The sequence below is a fragment of the Caballeronia sp. GAFFF1 genome (assembly GCF_023630705.1).
GTDB lineage: Bacteria > Pseudomonadota > Gammaproteobacteria > Burkholderiales > Burkholderiaceae > Caballeronia.
On sequence record NZ_JALQEM010000038.1, the window covers coordinates 136099 to 153267 of the forward strand.

The window sequence follows — 17169 nt, forward strand, 5'->3', positions numbered from 1 at the left end:
CGCCGCAGCGAGCAAGGCGCGTTCCTTCGTCGCCTCGGCTCAGAGCCAGCGCACCAGCACGGGCACTATCACCGGCACGAGAAACGAGGTGAGTATGCCGTTTAGCCCCATGCCGAGACCGGCGAACGCGCCCATCTGCTGGCTGACCTGGAAGGCGCGCGCCGTGCCGATGCCGTGCGACGCCACGCCGAGCGCGAAGCCACGCGCTTCCGGCTCCGCGATGCGCAGCGCGTTGAGAATCACGCGCGCGAACACGGCGCCGAACACGCCCGTCGAGATGACGAGCACCGCCGTCAACGACGGAATGCCGCCGATGGACGTCGCCACCGCCATCGCGATGGGCGTGGTGGCGGACTTCGGCGCGAGCGATGCAATCGTCTGCCGCGATGCGCCGAGCCATGACGCGATCGCAACCGCCGAAACGATCGCGGTCATCGACCCGGCGAAGAGCGCGATGAAGAGCGGCGCGGCGAGCCGCCTGAGGTTGCCCAGTTGACGGTAGAGCGGCAGCGCCAGCGCAACCGTCGCGGGCCCGAGCAGAAAGTGCACGAACTGCGCGCCTTCGAAGTAGGTCGGATACGGCGTGCCGCTGATCTGAAGCACCGCGACGATCAGCGCCACCGCAATCAACACGGGGTTGGCCAGCGGATTGAAGCGGCATCGCGTGTAGACGGACTGCGCGATCAGATACGCAAAGAGCGTGATGGTCAGGCCGAGCAGCGGCGAGGCCGCGAGGTAGACCCATATCGCGTTGAGCCGTGGGATTGCGCTCATGACGGATCGTCTCCCGCCTGGCGGCGCATCAGCGCGCGCATCACGATGGCCGTCACGCCGATGCCGAGCGTCGTGCTCACGACGATTGCGAGCACGACCGCCACGAGATCGCCGCGCACGGCGATCGCGGATGCCATGATGCCGACGCCCGCCGGAACGAAAAGCAGCGAGAGATGACGCAGCAGTTCGTTCGCGGTCGGCTCGATGATATCGGCGGCGCGCGGCCGCGCGATCAGAAACGCGAGCAGCAGCAACATGCCGACGACCGGCCCCGGCACGGGAAGCCGGAACACATACGAGACGCCTTCCCCGAAACACTGGAAGAGCAGCAGCACGGCAAGGGAAAGAAGCATGGCGGGACCTGTCGACGTTCATTGCGCGGTGTGCGATGCCAGCAAAGTGCGCTCCCGCAGGCGTCGACGATCGTGCCTCCGAACGCAGTGAATGCTCCTAGAATGAATCAGGCCGCCTGCCAGCGCGGTCATCCAGAACGTTCAAACACAAGGAGACACACCATGGCGCCCCGCAGACTGCTTCCGCTGATTCCGCCGCTTCTATCCTGCCTCGTGGCCGCTTGCGGCGGCTCGGATCACCACGATGCGTACAACGACGCACCGAAGGTCATCATCGATTCCGACTTCAACACGATGGGCGATGACGGCCAGCTCTTCGCGATGACGAGCCAGCTGATGGGGCAGGGCAAGGTGAATCTGCTCGGCCTGTGCGTCGTGACGGGCAACGACTGGCTCTTGCAGGAAGAGGCCGATGCGCTGAAGGCCGTCGAGCGCATGGGCGTGCAGAACCGCGTCGGCGTGTACGGCGGCGCGAACTATCCGCTTCAGTACGATGTCGCGAGCATTCGCGCGCAGCAGGCCGCGAATCCGAACGGTTACTTCGGCGCGTGGATGCGCCCGGAGCCCACCGACGCGTCGCAACTCACCGCGCCCCCCGACGGCTTCGCGCAGTCGACCAAGCTGCAAGCGGAAGCCGCCGCGGACTTCATGATCGACACCATCAAGCGCTATCCGAACCAGGTGACGATCATCGAAGTGGGACCGCCGACGAACCTCGCCACCGCCGTGAAGAAGGCGCCTGAGATCGTGCCGCTCATCAAGCAGATCGTGTACATGGGCGGCGCGATGAACGTGCCGGGCAACGCGAACGCCGTGGGCGAACTGAACTGGTGGTTCGATCCGGTGGCCGTGCGCACGCTGTTGCAGACGACCATTCCGCAGCGCGTGATTCCGCTCGATGTGACCAACACCGTGCCGCTGACCGAAAGCACCTATAACCAGATCGTCAATCCGCCGACCGGACAGACGGCCGTCACGAAGGTCTATGCGGTGGAGAACGCGAATGCTTTCGCGAGCCATACCGATATCTACGACACACTGACGATGCCTTACTTTCTCGACCCGACTTACGCGACCGAAACGCAGAGCGCGTACCTCGATATCGACACCACGCCGGGCGAAAATCAGGGGCACGTGCGCGTGTATCCGGACGCGCCCGCGCCCGGCGCTTCACCGCTCAAGATCACTTATGTGACGAAGTACGACAACGCCAGGTTCTTCAATCTTTACGTGAACCTGCTGACGAGTCCGGTGCCCGTGAAGTTTCAATGACCGATGGCCGATGACCGCCTTGCGCGGTCGTCAATCCATGTGCGCCTTGGGCGTGATGGCGGCGGCGACCGGCTCGGCGCTTCTCGTCATCGCGCCTTCGAGCGCGCTGCGGTAGACGTCGAGATACGCGTTCACCATCGTGTCGGGATTGAAGGTGTCGGCGTGTTTGCGGAGCCGGTCATGCACGGACGGCTCCTTCAGCAGGTCGATAGCTTCGCGGATCTTCTGGATGAGCGTCTCCGGCCGATCCATGTCGAACACGAGACCGGAGCGCGGTTCGATGACTTCGGGAATGCCGCCCCGGTTCGCGCCGACGACGGGCACGCCGTGCGAGTAGGCTTCTACGATCACGCGCCCGAACGGTTCGTGCCAGATGGAAGGGACGATGAGAATGTCGATGCTGTTGAGAAAGTCGCTCGCCTTCACGTGTCCGAGAAACTGCACGCGCGGGTCGCGATACTTCGTCTTGAGCGATGCAATGTAGCCGGCCTCGCCATTGCCGCCGAACGCGAGCGTCCAGTCGAGCGTGTGATCGGCCGACAGTTGTTCGAGCACGACCTCCGAGCCTTTGTCGCGCGCCACGCGCCCGAGCACGCCGAGCCGCACCGGGCCGCCTTCATAGCGCGGCTTGTTGACAAGCGCCGCGCTGTCCGCGCTCGGGATATAGCAATTGCTCACGACCGCCGTGCGCGACGCGTGCGGGAAGTACCCGTTGTCCAGATGCTTTTGCAACACGAAGCGGCTGACGCCGATGGCCACTTCGACGCGCGCCGACGCGCCGCGCTTCGGCGCGGAATACAGCGCGCACGATGCGCACTGCCGTTTGCAAGGCTCGGCGTCCGAGAACATTGTCGTGGACGGGCACATCAGATAATAGTCGCGAGCGGTATGCACGATCGGCACGCCCGCGTTGCGCGCCACGCGCCACACGTCCACCGAGAGACACGCGAGATTGCTGGTATGAATGACGTCCGGCTTTTCTTGCGCGATGATCCCGGCGAGCTTGCGCGACATCACGACGTTATAGACATCGAGCGCGTGCCAGGCAAATCTCGCCACGCGGGAGCGTTTTTTTGGCCGATGCGGCCAGTACAGATTGGCGTTACGCAGACGATAGACCTTCACCCCGTTCAATTCGGAAATGCTGTCCATGCCCGTTCCCGTCGCGCAGGCCACGCTGACTTCCATGCCGGCTCTCACGAGGCCTTCGGCGAGAAGTTGCGTCGATACCTCGGCCCCACCGACCTTGTCCGGGTAATACAACGTGTTGACGATGAGAATTTTCACGGCGTTGGAAGTGATGTTGTCGTTCTTCTAGGGCACCCTGGCTGTCACCCGTGAGGCGATGCGGCAAGGGCGAGGAGTGCGCTAACTGTGGTCATCTTCCCCCGAAGACGAACTCGGAATCCACAGGTCCACGTTTCGCTCTTACTCGTAAGCAAGAGTTTAGGATAAGCCAAAAAGCTTGAGAAGGCTCAAAGCGAAACGTAAGGAAATGCAAGCCGTATTTAGTGGAACGAAGTCTTTTTGTCCGATCTTCCGTCGGCAAGCTTGTCTCATCGAAGCGACCGACGATCCGCATCATTTACCCGCGAATGTAACCGGCGTTACTTATGTATCTTGCTACGAAAGGACGCGACATCGTTCGTGGTGACAGGCCGTGCGTCGTTACCCCACGACGAGCGGATGTAAGAGAGCACCTGTCCGATCTGCAAATCTGACAGGCGGCCCGCGAAGCCCGGCATGTTTTGCCGCGGCGGCCCGTGAATGGTGTCCGGCGTGTTGCCGCCTTCGACAACCAGCCGAATGAGCGACGTCGTGTCCTCGCTGATGACGGCGGGGTTGCCCGCAAGCCTCGGAAAGGCCTTCGGCACGCCCTTTCCGGTATCGAGGTGGCATTGCGCGCAGAAGGTCGCGTAGACCGCCGCGCCCTGACCGGGCGGCGTATCCGGCGCGCGCGTTTTGAGCCGCCCGGGCGGCGCGAGCGAGGGATCGAACGTGCCATCGGCGGCGCCGGTCGCGGGCAGCGTCTTAAGATACGTGGCGATAGCGGTGAGATCGTCGTCGTTCAGATACTGCAGGCTGTCCTCGATGGTCTGGACCATGGTGCCGAACGCGATCGTCTTGTCGCCGCCATGACCCGTCTTCAGGAACGACGCGATCTCTTCTGTCGACATGCGCCCGAGTCCCGATCCCGGATCGCCGCGCAGATTCATCGCGTACCAGTTGTCGGTGACCGCGCCCGAAAGATATGTCTTGGACGATTCGTCGTAGCCGCGCTCCTGATACGCAACGCCGCGCGGCGTGTGGCAGGCTCCGCAGTGGCCGGGCCCCTGCACGATGTACGCGCCGCGATTCCATGTGGCATCGCGCTCGGGCCGCGGCTCGTACACCTTTTTCGGCGCGACTGCCGCTCGCCAGAGACGCAGCGCCCAACGCTGGTTGAACGGAAACGACACGTCCGTCGGCGGCGGCTTGTAATGCACCGGCGGCACGCCGTGCATCATGTACGCGTAGAGCGCGCGCAAGTCGTCTTCGTTCATCTTCACGAAGGACGCATAAGGCATCGCGGGATACAGTCCCTTGTTGCCGGGCGCCACGCCCTCGCGCATCACGCGGGCGAAATCTTCATAACTGTATTTGCCGATGCCCAGTTCCGGATCGGGCGTGATGTTGCTGCTGTAGATGGTGCCGAACGGCGAATTCACGCCGAGACCGCCCGCATACGGCGCACCGCCTTTCGGCGCGGTGTGGCAACCGGCGCAATCGCCGATTCGCGCGACGTACGCGCCTCGTGCGATCAATTCGGGCGAGGGCGCCTGTCCGGCCGCATCCGCGAAATCTGCCGCCATTGCCATGACCATGACGAGCGATGCGGCCGCGATGCCCCGCATCGCAAGCGATCTGCGCAGGCGGACTCTCGTGAACGAGCGCATGTCAGGACTCCTCGTGCGCCCGCAGGCGAGTGTTTGGTGCCGCCGGGCGCGCGACGGACGTGGCGGGCGCGAGCGTCGATGCCGGCCGCCTCGTCAGCCAGCGCGCGCCGACCAGCAGCCCGCCGACGAGATAGGCGAGACCGCCCGGCACCCACATGACGAGTCCGCCGAGTTGCTGATCCTGTAGCGGATCGAAGCCGAGCGCGAGCGTGCTTTCGATGCAGGACGGATACCAGACCTCCGGCGCGAGCGTCAGCAGCGCGCCGAGCGCGCCGGTGTGAACCATCGTCGTGAAAAGCGACAGCATGGCGTGCGCGCTGTGAGGACGCGAGCCGTCCTGCGAGGCGGGACGAAACACGGTCCACCAGAAGAGGAGCGCGGTGCCGAGAAAGCTCGTGTGTTGTAGCGTATGAATCCCTTCGCTGGCGAGCGCGGCTTCGAAGAAGCGCGGCGCATGCCAGCACCACAAGGCCGCCGCATGCAGCACCCACGCGACGGCAGGCGTGGTCAGCCATCGCCACGGCGTGTTGACCCACGCGCTGCGCGTCGCGGCGCTGATTCCTTGCCGCGCGCGCGGAGGAAACGCCCATAGCCACACCGCGAGCGGCCTGCCGATCACGAGCAACGGCGCGGCCACGAGCATGAAGATTTCATGCTGAAGCATGTGCGCCGAGAAGAGCGCCTCGCTCAACGTATGCAGCGGCGACACGAGCGCGATGACGAGCGCGATCCAGCCGGTCACGAACGAGACGAGACGCAGCGCGCGGTCGCGCCGTCCGCGCGCCCCGCGCAGGCGAAGCCGCGCGTAGCCGGCGAGATAGAGCCCGATGCTCAACGCGAGACACGCGACGACCCACGGCTCGAACGTCCAGCCGAAGCTCGCCGGGACGCTGCTCGCGCCGGGCGCGACCGCGTGGGCGCACGCGGCATCGGCGAACGTGATCGCGGCGACGCCCGCCGCGATGCGGATCGACGAGCGAGTCAAGAAGCTAGTCAACAAGCGGAAAGCAGCCATTGCGGTAGCGAGATGAAGATGATGCCGATCGACGAGAGTGTGCCCACTCCCGTCGCCACGACGGCCATGAAGCCTGCCCGCGAGCGCAGCGCGGGCGCGGACGGGTCGGCCTCTCGCCGCGCGCTGCGCCAGCGCCCGAAGGCGAGCAGTGTCGAAAGGACGCTTACCGCGAGACTCGCCACGCTGATGCCGTGCAGCAGGAGCATGCTTTGCAAATGGCACGACGGCTCGACGAGCGCATAATTCAGGCTCAACAAGCCGAGGAGGACGGACGGTGCGAAAAGGAGAGCGGGCCAGGTCAGCATGATCGCGAGTCAAAAGCGGGGTGCCCAGTAAATGACGCCGTAGATCGGCAGCCAGCTTAGTACGACGAAGTACCAGTACACGGCGTTCTCGCTGACATCCACGAACCGCTTGCCCTCGAACGGCCCGGTGAAAAGCAGCACGGTCAGCACGGCGGTATCGATGAAATCGGTGACGAGGTGCGTCGTGTGCAGGCCGAGCAGCAGCCACACGACCGAGCCGTACGCATTGGTGTACCAGCTGACGTTGAGCGTGGCGAATTCGAAGCCGCGCAACACCATGAACACGATGGTCGCGATGAGGCATACCGTCATCCACAGCTTCGCGCGTCCGCGGTCGAAGCGCTCGGCGGCGCGCTTGGCGAGCTGGTTCGGCAGCATGCTCGCGAGCAGCACCACCGTATTGAGCGTGCCCCAGCGCAGCTCGGGCGCGGACGCGGCCATCGGCCACGCGGGCGCATGCGTGCGCAGATAGAAGTACATCATCACCGCGATGCCGAAGACCGTGCCTTCGATCAGCATCAGCCCCGCCGTGCTCCACCACATGACGCTGCGAGAGCCGAACGCGAAGGTCGGGAGCCCGCGCACGTCGAGCTCGGTGGCGTCCGCTTCGTCGGGGCGCGTCTGCGCGTTCCGAAGGTTGCTGGCGGTACTCATGGGCGCTGCTCCCGTGCGGCTGCGAAGGCATTGCTCGATCGCTTCGGCCAGAACCACGCGATCATCGCCACGGCGACCGGCGGCGAGCCCCACACGATGGCCCACGGCGAATAGATCGAGGCGATGAAAAGAATCGTCGTCGCCACTGCGCTGATGAACGGCCAGATGGAAGGCGACGGAAAGAGCGGCCGATGGTCCGGCTTCGCATCGAGCACGCTCGTCATGAGCACTTCGCGCGCATCGGCCGCCAGTCCGCCGACGAAGCGTGGCTCGCCCGCCGGTTCCCACAGCGGATCGCGCCCGTGCACGACCGGGATCGCATCGAAGTTATGCGGCGGCGGCGGCGACGGCACGCTCCATTCGAGCGTGCCCGCGCCCCACGGATCGGCAGGCGCGGGTTGTGTGCTTCGCAGCGTCAGCACGACATTGACGATGAAAAGCAGCACGCTCACCGCGATGATCCATGCGCCGATAGTCGACACGAGGTTCATGCCGTCCCAGCCGAGCCCGTGCGGATACGTCCAGACGCGGCGCGGCATGCCATGCAGACCGAGCAGATGCATCGGAAAGAAGGCGACATTGAAGCCGATGAAGAAGAGCCAGAACTGCCAGCGTCCGAGCCGCTCCGACAGCAGGCGGCCGGCGAACTTCGGAAACCAGTAGAAGAACGCGCCGAACAGCGGAAACACGGCGCCGCCCAGCAGCACGTAGTGCAGATGCGCCACGACGAAGTACGTGTCGTGCACCTGGAGGTCGAGCGGAACGGAGGCGACCATGATGCCGGTCATCCCGCCCATCACGAGAATGAAGAAGAACGCGAGCACGAAGAGCAGCGGCGTGCGCAAATTCAGGCGGCCGGTCCAGAGCGTGCCGATCCAGCAAAAGATCTGAATCGCCGATGGAATCGCGATGGTGAGACTCGCTGCCGTGAAGAAACTCTTGCCGAGCTCGGGCAGATTGGTCGCGAACATGTGATGCACCCACAGCCCGAACGCGAGAAACGCGGTGGCGATGAGCGCGAGCACCATCGCGGGATAGCCGAACACCGGGCGGCGCGCGAAGGTCGGAATGATCGACGAGATGAAGCCTAACGGCGGGATGAAGACGAGGTAGACCTCCGGGTGACCGAAGAACCAGAAGAGATGCTGCCAGAGCAGCACGTCGCCGCCCTTTGCCGGGTTATAGAAATGCGTGCCGACCAGCCGGTCGAGAATGAGCGCGGTGCTGCACAGCATGACCGAAGGCATCGCGAAGATCACCATGAACTGCGTGACCAGCGTGGCCCACACGAACAGCGGCATGCGGTTGAGCGACATGCCGGGCGCGCGCATCTTGAAGATGGTGCTGATAAGGATGACCGCTTCGATCAGGCCGGAGAGTTCGGTGAATGTGATCATCTGCGCCCAGATGTCCGAGCCCTTGCCCGGCGAATAGTCGGGACCCGCGAGCGGCACGTAGCTGAACCAGCCGGCGGCCGGCGCGCTGTTCACCGCCAGCGAGGCGAACAGCAGGATGCCGCCGAAGAGAAAGACCCAGTACGCGTACGCGTTCATGCGCGGAAACGCGACGCTTCGCGCGCCGATCATGAGCGGCACGAGATACGCCGCGACGGCCTGCATCACCGGCACGGCGAAGAGAAACATCATCGTCGTGCCGTGCATCGTGAAGAGTTCGTTGTACAGGTTCGGGCCGATCAGCCGCAGATCCGGCCGCGCGAGCTGCATGCGCATGGCGAGCGCGAGCAGGCCCGCGAGCACGAAGAAGGCGAACGTCGTCACGATGAAGCGGCGCGCCACCGTCTTGTGATTGATCGCCGACAGCGCGCCGATGAATCCGGGCGGATCGCTCCACGTCGCGGCAAGCGTTTCGCGCACGGCGGGCGAGGCGTGCGGACCGTCGACGGGACGGGAGCCGTTGTCATCGGCCGGGCCGAAGCGGGAAGAAGCGGGCGCGCTCATTTGAGAGTTCCGAGCCAGACGACGAGGGCCTGGAGATCGCCAGGGGCGAGTTGCGTCGCCGGCATCATGACGCCGGGCTTGAGGGCGGGCGGATTGGTGATCCACGCCGCGAGGTTGTGCGCGTTGTTGACGAAGGTGCCGGCCGCAATCGTCTGCCGGCTCGCCAGATGCGTGAGGTCCGGACCTACCGAGCCGTTGGCCGGCGTGCCGCGCACGGTATGGCAACGGGCGCAGTCGCCGTTCAGAAAGACGTCGCGTCCGTGCATCGCGAGGGCGTCGCTCGACGTGCTCGCCGACTGCCGTTGTTGCGCGGCCCACGCTGCATATTGCTCGGGCGGGTCGGCTACGACCGAGAACGCCATCATCGCGTGCTCGTAGCCGCAGAATTCCGCACACTGCCCGCGATACGTCCCTGCGCGGTCGGCGCGAAACGTGATGGTCGAGTCCTGGCCGGGAATCATGTCCTTCTTGCCATGTAAATTAGGCACCCAGAATGTATGTATAACGTCCGCGGCCTTCAACGACACGATCACCGGCCGGCCGACCGGCACATGAAGCTCGTTTGCCACCGCGAACCCGTCGCCGCCGCCTTCGGGCGCATAGCGCGCCTGCCACCACCATTGATAGCCGGTCATTTCCACATGCAGCGCGTTGTCGACCGGAAGCCGCGACAAGGCGCGATCGGTGACGACATCGGCGATCAGCAGGCTGACGAGCCCCAGCGCCGACAAGACGGTCCCCACGATCACGAACCGGTGAATGCCGCGCTCCGGCCGCTCGCGCTTGCTCATGTCGGCGGGCGTCGCCTGATTGCCGCGCGGCGCGCGCAGGAGCGCGAACATGCACGCGAGGAGCACGCAGGCGAACACCACGCAGCAGACAGTCAGCGTGAGGTGCCAAAGCTCCAGGACGTGACTTGCCTGGATGCCTGCCGGACTAAGGGCGCTCTGCATGGCCGTTTCTTTGATTGTTCGACGTTATGGTTTTCATACGGCTCGGGACGTGTTCGCCGGGTTAAGCAATAGACATTCCATGGACGGACCGCTGCTCTTTGGTGCAGCGATTGCTTTGCACTTGCCTGCAAGGTCATTGGCAGCGAGAACAAGGAGACAGTAAACATGGACGTACCACGACAAGTCGTTTCTTTCCTCACCTCGCGTGGCCTGGTGCTTGCGACAGCCGAATCGTGCACGGCGGGTTACATCGCGTCGCTCATCTCGTCCGTGCCGGGCAGCGGCAGCTGCCTCGACGTGGGCTTCGTCACGTATTCGCCTTCGGGCAAGACCGGCTTTCTCGGCGTGCGCGAGGAGACGATGAAGCAATACGGCCTCACGAGCGAGGAAGTGGCGCGCGAGATGTCGGAAGGCGCGCTGAAGCAGGAAGGCTGCTCCGCGACCGTCTCGGTTTCGAATACGGGGGTGGCCGATGCCCCACCCGGCGACGGTCCCGAGGCGGGCACGCAATGCTTTGCATGGTCGTACAAGCTGCGCGACGGCCAGATGGTCACGTTCAGCGAGACGAAGGTCTTCGATGGCGAACGCAACGAAGTGCGGCGCGCGGCGGCGCTCTACGCCATCTCGCGCCTGGAGCATTACTTCGACCGTCTGCCGAGACATTGATCAATACCGTTGGGGGACGAACATGGATCAGAGCCAAAGCGAATGGCGGCAGTGGCAGCAGCAGATCGCTCAGGAACTCGGTGTCAGCCAGGACTTCGATGCCGACGCCGAGCGTGAGCGGCGCGTCGCCTTCTTGTCCGACTATCTGACGTCGCAGGGACTGCGAACTTACGTGCTCGGGATCAGCGGGGGCGTGGATTCGTCCACGGCCGGGCGTCTCGCGCAGCTTGCCGTCGAGCGGCTGCGCGCGCGCCGCTACGAGGCGCATTTCGTCGCGGTGCGGCTGCCGTACGGTTCGCAGCGTGACGAAGACGACGCGCAGGCCGCGCTCGAATTCGTGCGTCCGGACGAGACCCTGACGGTCAACGTCAAGGGACCGTCGGACGAAATGATCGCGGCGCTCAAGCAAGGCGGCGCGCAATACACCGACGATTTCCAGGAAGACTTCGTTCTCGGCAATATCAAGGCGCGCGAGCGGATGATCGCGCAGTACGCGATTGCCGGCGCGCGGCGCGGCGTGGTGATCGGCACCGACCACGCGGCGGAATCGCTGATGGGCTTCTTCACGAAGTACGGCGATGGCGGCGCGGACATTCTGCCGCTCTCCGGACTCACGAAACGCCGCGTGCGCGCGCTCGCGCGTTCGATGGGCGCGGATGATCGCCTCGTCATGAAAGTGCCGACGGCGGACCTCGAAACGCTCACGCCGCAGAAACCCGATGAAGACAGCTACGGCATCAGCTACGAGAACATCGACGATTTTTTGGAGGGCAAGGACGTGAGCGAAGACGTGCTCACGACCATACGCCGTTTTTACATGGCGACGCGCCACAAGCGCGCGCTGCCGCTCGAAGTGCCGCGCGCCTGAGACTGGAATGGCGATTGCGCGATAGACATGCGCGGCTGGCCCACCGGCCGGTGCGAACCCACTCACCCTGAAACGGAGGCATCGATGGCATCGAAGACTATGCAGGACTTGTTCATTCACGCACTGTCCGACGTTTATAGCGCAGAGAAACAACTGACGAAGGCGCTGCCGAAGCTGGCACGCGCGAGCACCAACGAGCAGCTGAAGCAGGCATTCCAGCAGCATCTGGAAGAAACCAACGGTCAGATCGAACGGATCGACAAGGTGGTCGAACTGTGCGGCGTCAAGCTCAAGCGCATCAAGTGCGTGGCGATGGAAGGGCTGGTCGAGGAAGGGCAGGAGCAGATCGAAGACTTTGAACAAGGCCCGATTCGCGATGCCGCGCTGATCGCAGCAGCGCAGAAGGTGGAACACTACGAGATCGCGACGTACGGCACGCTCGCGACGCTGGCGAAGCAGCTCGGCCAGGAAGAAGCGATGAACCTGCTGCTCGAGACCTTGCAAGAAGAGAAGTCCACCGACGAAAAGCTCACGCAACTCGCGAAGACGCAGATGGCCGAGGAAGTAAAGGCGGCTGGCTGACGAGTCCCCCACACTCGTCGTCGCTACCTGAGCAGGAACGAGCGCGCCGCATCCCCCGGCGCGCTTTTTTTATCTTTCAAGCGCGCGCGCCCGACCGACGCGCGGCTTGTGCCCGTGCCGGTTTACGCGTACTCCCTCGTCCGGCGCGAGGGCGAGGGCCGCATCATTTGCGCGACGGCAAGCGCGCCGAGCGATATCAGTGCGAGCGAAGCCAGCGGGAACGTGCCGACCGTGTTCACCGCAATCGAAGCGGGACGCTTCTGTCCGACCAACTGCATCCTGCGCTTCGTCATCTGCTGCCCGAGTTCCGACAATCGCGAAGCCAGCGCGCGCTCGGCCGTCGGCAACAGCACGGTCTCTTCGTCCGCCACGTGGTGAATGACTTCGCGCATCAACTGCATGAAGCGGGCATCGTAGGACGCGTCGTCCGGACCCATCGCGCGCAGCTTGGCAATGTCCTCGCGCATCTTGTCGTGCTCGGGCTTGCTCTTCTCCAGCGTGTCGTCGCCCGGGATTGCTTCGCCGAGCGCGGGATAGAAGATCTCTTCTTCGAGTTGCGCATGAATCTCGAGCGCCGTGCAGGCCAGCTCGACGATGGCGCGTTTGCGCCACCACGGACTGTCGGCATGGTAACGATGGAACGCCGCCATGACGTGTGTGTGATCCATGCGGATCATCGTCGTGATGGAGGGCGAGCAGGATGACATGTCCACGATGACTCCTTCGCGTATTCGCGCGTGCTTCGATGGTGGGGAAAGTTGTCTTGCCGGCGGGCGTCAGGCGCCTTTGGCCTTTTTGTATTGCGCGTGCGTGTACGGCAGCATCTCGTCGGGCGCGCGCATGTCGCGCGGCGTTTCGAAGTCGCGCAGCGCCGTGCCTCGCATCGCTTCGGGCGAGCGCGAAAAGCCGCTGCGGTTGCGATACATCGAGGCGAACCGCTGCCCTCGCAGCTGCGCTTCGCGACGCTCGTCTTCGGCGTGCGAGGAGAGCGCCGTGGCCGAATGAATGTCGAGCGCGGTGACGCCCGCCACGTTCAACAGCGCGGTCAGCGCGCGCGGGCTCGTTCTGTCCGACGCCGTGACGAGCGTCGCGAGGTCGAGCGCGTCGCCGCCGACGCGCGCCCACAGATACGGCGTGGGATCGCGCGAGACGAGAATGCCGATGCCGCATGCGATTTCGCGCAGGCCATAGAGGCGCATCAGCGTCGAGCCGGTGCGCACGCCGGCCGCGCGCGCGACGGAATTCGGCGCGAGCAGCTGGGCGGCGCCGAGCGCCAGGCTGTACCAGCCGAGACCGCGCGCGACAGCGGCGGGTTTGCTTCGTCGCGAGACGTCGTTGGCGGGAGACTTCGGAAAGGGGAAGGGGTCACTCATGATTTACCTCTTCTGAGGAAGCGGTGGAAGGTGCGACGCTCGGGCGCGCGCGGCGCCTGAGCGTGAACCTTCAAGCAAACCGCATTCCGCCGTGACGAGTGGTACGTGCAATGCTCGAACGCAGCCATTGCCAAGAGGAATAGGGGAACCGTCATGGTGGCGACGGGGAACGACGGAGACGAGCAACCGTCGATGACAGAGCAGCTTGCCGCGTTCATCGGGCGCGTGCATATCGGCGATATCGGCGACGCGGCGCTCGACAGGCTCAAGCGCAGCATCGTCGATGCGCTCGGCTGCGCGATCGGCGCGATAGGACATCCGCCGATGCTGAAGGTGCGCCGCCTCGTGACCGAGTTCGGCGGGCCGCCGCTCGTCACGTTCATCGGCGGCGGATGCGGCGCGCCGGACCGCGCCGCGCTGTATAACGGCTGCCTTGTCCGCTATCTCGACTTCATGGACAACACGGCGATTCGCGGCGAGGTGTGCCATCCCGCGGACAACATCGGCGCGCTCGTCGCAGCCGGGGAATATGCGGACGCGACAGGGGTGGCGTTTCTCACGGCGCTCGCCATCGCGTATCAGGTGCAGACGCGCCTGCTCGACATACCGACGATGCGCGCGGGCATCAATTACACGACGCCGCTGGCTTTCTCGGTCGCGGCGGGCGCGTCGAGCCTTTTCGCGCTCGACGAATGGCGCTGCGCTCAGGCGCTCGCGCTCGCGGGCGTCGGCGCGGTGTCGCTCGCGGCGATTCAGGCCGAGCCGGTATCGGAGTGGAAGGGGCTCGCTTCGGGCGAAGCGGCGAGCCGCGCGCTTCTCAACACGTTCCTCGCGCGCAATGGCATTACCGGGCCGATGGGTGTCTTCGAAGGGCCGATGGGACTCTTCCATCTCGCCGGCGCCAAGCCGCCGCTCGACTGGAGCCGCGAACGGCTCGACGTGCCGCTTCGCGTGTCCATCAAGAAGCACAACGCGGAGTTCCAGTCGCAGAGCGCCGTGGATCTCGCCATCCGCTTGCGCAACCAGCATGACATCGATGCGCAGAAAATCGCGCAGGTGAACGTGCAGGTGTCGGACGGGGCGTATCAGGTGCTGGGCGGCGGCGCATACGGCGCGAAGGATCAGTGCTGGACGAAGGAGCAGGCCGATCACAACCTGAAGTATCTGATTGCCGTCGCTCTGCTCGACGGCGAAGTGTGGCCCGCGCAATTCGCCGATGAGCGCATACGGCGCAACGACGTGCAGAGCCTTCTGCGACGCGTCAACGTCGTGCCGAACGCTAACTATACGAACCGCATTCCGGATGAAATGCCGGTGTCGCTGCAGATCGTGATGACGAATGACGCAGTCATCCGCGGCGAACAGGCGGACTATGAAGGCTTCCATACGCGCCCGATGGACTGGAGCGCGGTCGATGCCAAGTTCGAGCGCCTGACGGCGGACCGACTGGATGCCGGCCGATCTACCGCGATCCGGCAAGCCGTCCGGCAACTCGAAACCATCCGCTTGCGCGAGCTGACCGGTTTGCTTGCGTGGTAAAGCCTCCGAAGATCGCGGCATGCGAGGTGCTGCATCGCGAAACCCACACAAGCCACGGAGGCAGGACACATGAGCCGAGAGAAGCGACGACTGGGCGGCTGGCTGCCCGACGGCGAGGAAGCGATCGCGAGCTTTCGCAGAAACTTCGCCGCCTACGCAGGCGAACGCGCCGGCAAGGCCGAGATGCATAGCGTGGTGAAAGAATTCGCCGCGTTCATACGCGAGGACCCGGTGGTGCGGATGGAGTTCACGAGCGCCATCGAGCAGGCCAGGAAAGAAGGCTTCGAACTCGCCTACGCGAACATCGACGAATTCGTGGTTCTGCTCGATGCCATGCTCACCTACGCGCCGCCCTTCAGCGAGAAGAGCCTGATTCATTGCCCGGTGAACGCGTTGCTCGACTGGCCGATGGTGATGCCTTCCGGCTATTCGCTCTTTCGCGATCCCGCGTTCAACAGGCACCTGAAGCGCATTCTGAACGTGTGGTCCGGCTTTCTCAGCGGGCCGTATTCGCGCACGCATCTCAACACGTCGTCGCCGAACGGGTGGTTCAGTCCCGAAGCGGACAAGCAAATCGGCCTCTCTCAGTTCCAGTGCGACAGGGACAAGCCCTATTGGGGCTTCTCGTCGTGGAACCACTTCTTCACGCGCGAGTTCAAGCCCGGCGCGCGGCCCGTCGCGGAGCCGGACAACGACAAGGTCATCGTGAGCGCATGCGAGGCATCGCCTTATGCGATCAAACACGACGTCAAGCTCCAGGACTCGTTCTGGATCAAGTCGCAGCCTTACTCGCTACAGGAAATTTTCACCGCGAAGGAGATGGAACTGGCGAAGCGCTTCGTCGGCGGCACCATCTATCAGGCGTATTTGAGCGCGTTTTACTATCACCGTTGGCACGCGCCGGTGAGCGGCACGGTCACGAAGTCGTATCTGGTCGATGGCACCTACTATTCCGACGCCGAATCCGAAGGGGAAGAGCCGAGCAGCCTGAACGACTCGCAAGGCTATATCAGCGCGGTGGCGGCGCGGGCGGTGATCGTGATCGAGAGCGACGACCCCGCTATCGGCGAGGTGGCCTGCGTGTTCATCGGCATGGCGGACGTGTCTTCGTGCATGATCGAGGCGCTGCCCGGCCAGCGCGTGAAGAAGGGCGAGGAGCTAGGCTACTTCCAGTACGGCGGCTCCACGTATTGCCTCGTTTTCAGACCCGGCGTGATTCAGAGCTTCGTGCCGCAACCGCCATTCGAGAAGAATGCAGCGCCCGTCAAGGTCAACGCGCATCTCTGCACCGCGCGATGACGAAGTGACGCGAAGGTGCGCCGCGCGCTGACTCACGCGCGGCGCGCCGTTCAGTGATGCGCAAGGCCATGCTCGCGCGCCGGCATGAAAGCCCGGATCAGCGAATACAGTCCTGCCAGTCCCACGAGCACATAGACGATGCGCGCGCCCGGAGACCCCGCGCCGAAGATGGCCGCGACGAGATCGAACTGCATGAGGCCGACGAGGCCCCAGTTCAGCGCGCCGATGATGACGAGCGCGCCTGCAAGCCAGTCCACCGGGCTGCGGTGAACGGCGACCGTTCCCTTCGAAGTGACAGTTGGCATAACTAAACTCCACGTTGACAAAAGTGCTACATTGAATGCACCGTCCATGAACGGCGTTGGAATCTCGCCAGCGCCGCCGCTCTTCCAGCGACGCCGGCGTCCTGCAAGAACCGTTACTTACTCACTGCCTGTCCTGCGCCGAGGTCCGCGCCGGTCGTCGGATCGGCCGTCGGGTCGGACGCGGTGCGGGCGGCCATCGCCTGCAGCGTCTCGACGTCCTGCTCCGACACCTGCACGCTTGCGGTGCCGTCGCCGCCATCGACTGCGGGCTGCGGATCTTCGACGAACTTCCAGTCGCCGCCTTCGTTCCACGGGCC

Annotated in this window: 18 protein-coding genes and 1 pseudogene; 6 read left to right on the top strand and 13 right to left on the bottom strand. The window is 64.5% G+C overall.

Annotated features, from left to right (window positions below; genetic code table 11):
* Positions 1–39: 39 nt before the first annotated feature.
* Together NCR37_RS23985 and NCR37_RS23990 are read right to left on the bottom strand one after the other, a co-directional pair.
* Complete coding sequence (locus NCR37_RS23985) at positions 40–774, bottom strand: LrgB family protein (protein WP_250475301.1); 735 nt, start codon at positions 772–774, stop codon at positions 40–42.
* Complete coding sequence (locus tag NCR37_RS23990) at positions 771–1127, bottom strand: CidA/LrgA family protein (RefSeq protein ID WP_250475302.1); 357 nt, start codon at positions 1125–1127, stop codon at positions 771–773. Before NCR37_RS23990 ends, NCR37_RS23985 begins: the two co-directional genes overlap by 4 nt.
* Positions 1128–1289: 162 nt before the next feature.
* Here NCR37_RS23990 and NCR37_RS23995 point away from each other — a divergent pair, with 162 nt between their 5' ends.
* On the top strand, positions 1290–2399 hold the full coding sequence (locus NCR37_RS23995; protein WP_250475303.1) for a nucleoside hydrolase: 1110 nt from the start codon (positions 1290–1292) through the stop codon (positions 2397–2399).
* Positions 2400–2429: 30 nt separating this feature from the next.
* On the opposite strand, the gene NCR37_RS24000 is transcribed toward NCR37_RS23995, so the two are convergent.
* The 7 genes from NCR37_RS24000 to coxB form a co-directional block, all read right to left on the bottom strand.
* Positions 2430–3686 carry a glycosyltransferase family 4 protein gene (locus NCR37_RS24000; RefSeq protein ID WP_250475304.1) on the bottom strand — a complete coding sequence of 419 codons (1257 nt, stop codon included), beginning with the start codon at positions 3684–3686 and terminating at the stop codon, positions 2430–2432.
* A 320-nt stretch (positions 3687–4006) separates the two neighbouring features.
* Positions 4007–5335 carry a cytochrome c gene (locus NCR37_RS24005; protein ID WP_502800581.1) on the bottom strand — a complete coding sequence of 443 codons (1329 nt, stop codon included), beginning with the start codon at positions 5333–5335 and terminating at the stop codon, positions 4007–4009.
* Position 5336: 1 nt separating this feature from the next.
* Positions 5337–6350 (bottom strand): cytochrome c oxidase assembly protein, encoded by a 1014-nt coding sequence (locus NCR37_RS24010; protein WP_502800582.1) that lies wholly within the window; start codon positions 6348–6350, stop codon positions 5337–5339.
* Complete coding sequence (locus NCR37_RS24015; RefSeq protein WP_250475306.1) at positions 6329–6655, bottom strand: hypothetical protein; 327 nt, start codon at positions 6653–6655, stop codon at positions 6329–6331. The genes NCR37_RS24010 and NCR37_RS24015 overlap by 22 nt, the downstream gene beginning before the upstream one ends.
* Before the next feature lie 9 nt (positions 6656–6664).
* Entirely contained in the window at positions 6665–7309 is a 645-nt protein-coding gene (locus tag NCR37_RS24020; protein WP_250475307.1) for a cytochrome c oxidase subunit 3, read from the bottom strand.
* On the bottom strand, positions 7306–9267 hold the full coding sequence (gene ctaD, locus NCR37_RS24025) for a cytochrome c oxidase subunit I (protein WP_250475308.1): 1962 nt from the start codon (positions 9265–9267) through the stop codon (positions 7306–7308). The genes NCR37_RS24020 and ctaD overlap by 4 nt, the downstream gene beginning before the upstream one ends.
* Positions 9264–10220 carry a cytochrome c oxidase subunit II gene (gene coxB / locus NCR37_RS24030; protein WP_250475309.1) on the bottom strand — a complete coding sequence of 319 codons (957 nt, stop codon included), beginning with the start codon at positions 10218–10220 and terminating at the stop codon, positions 9264–9266. The genes ctaD and coxB overlap by 4 nt, the downstream gene beginning before the upstream one ends.
* A gap of 165 nt (positions 10221–10385) precedes the next feature.
* On the opposite strand from coxB, the gene NCR37_RS24035 reads away from it, so the two are divergent.
* The 3 genes from NCR37_RS24035 to NCR37_RS24045 all read left to right on the top strand — a co-directional run bounded on the left by NCR37_RS24035 (position 10386) and on the right by NCR37_RS24045 (position 12336).
* Complete coding sequence (locus NCR37_RS24035; RefSeq protein WP_250475310.1) at positions 10386–10886, top strand: CinA family protein; 501 nt, start codon at positions 10386–10388, stop codon at positions 10884–10886.
* Positions 10887–10908: 22 nt separating this feature from the next.
* Positions 10909–11754 (top strand): NAD(+) synthase, encoded by an 846-nt coding sequence (nadE, locus tag NCR37_RS24040; protein WP_250475311.1) that lies wholly within the window; start codon positions 10909–10911, stop codon positions 11752–11754.
* An 84-nt stretch (positions 11755–11838) separates the two neighbouring features.
* Entirely contained in the window at positions 11839–12336 is a 498-nt protein-coding gene (locus NCR37_RS24045; RefSeq protein WP_175943707.1) for a YciE/YciF ferroxidase family protein, read from the top strand.
* Between the two features lie 122 nt (positions 12337–12458).
* On the opposite strand, the gene NCR37_RS24050 is transcribed toward NCR37_RS24045, so the two are convergent.
* Both NCR37_RS24050 and NCR37_RS24055 read right to left on the bottom strand, forming a co-directional pair.
* The gene (locus NCR37_RS24050) at positions 12459–13043 is read right to left on the bottom strand and encodes a hemerythrin domain-containing protein (RefSeq protein WP_250475327.1); all 585 of its coding nucleotides are present in this window, start codon (positions 13041–13043) and stop codon (positions 12459–12461) included.
* A 69-nt stretch (positions 13044–13112) separates the two neighbouring features.
* A complete protein-coding gene (locus tag NCR37_RS24055) occupies positions 13113–13709 on the bottom strand; it encodes a hypothetical protein (protein ID WP_250475312.1) in 597 nt (198 codons plus the stop codon).
* 192 nt (positions 13710–13901) lie between these two features.
* On the opposite strand from NCR37_RS24055, the gene NCR37_RS24060 reads away from it, so the two are divergent.
* Together NCR37_RS24060 and NCR37_RS24065 are read left to right on the top strand one after the other, a co-directional pair.
* Positions 13902–15248 carry an MmgE/PrpD family protein gene (locus NCR37_RS24060; RefSeq protein WP_250475313.1) on the top strand — a complete coding sequence of 449 codons (1347 nt, stop codon included), beginning with the start codon at positions 13902–13904 and terminating at the stop codon, positions 15246–15248.
* 69 nt (positions 15249–15317) lie between these two features.
* Positions 15318–16547, top strand: coding sequence for a phosphatidylserine decarboxylase family protein (locus NCR37_RS24065; RefSeq protein WP_250475314.1), 1230 nt, complete (start codon positions 15318–15320; stop codon positions 16545–16547).
* Positions 16548–16597: 50 nt separating this feature from the next.
* Here NCR37_RS24065 and NCR37_RS24070 read toward each other — a convergent pair whose 3' ends face one another.
* Together NCR37_RS24070 and NCR37_RS24075 are read right to left on the bottom strand one after the other, a co-directional pair.
* The gene (locus NCR37_RS24070) at positions 16598–16852 is read right to left on the bottom strand and encodes a DUF378 domain-containing protein (protein WP_250475315.1); all 255 of its coding nucleotides are present in this window, start codon (positions 16850–16852) and stop codon (positions 16598–16600) included.
* A gap of 113 nt (positions 16853–16965) precedes the next feature.
* A pseudogene (locus NCR37_RS24075) lies at positions 16966–17169 on the bottom strand (manganese catalase family protein); the annotation flags it as partial.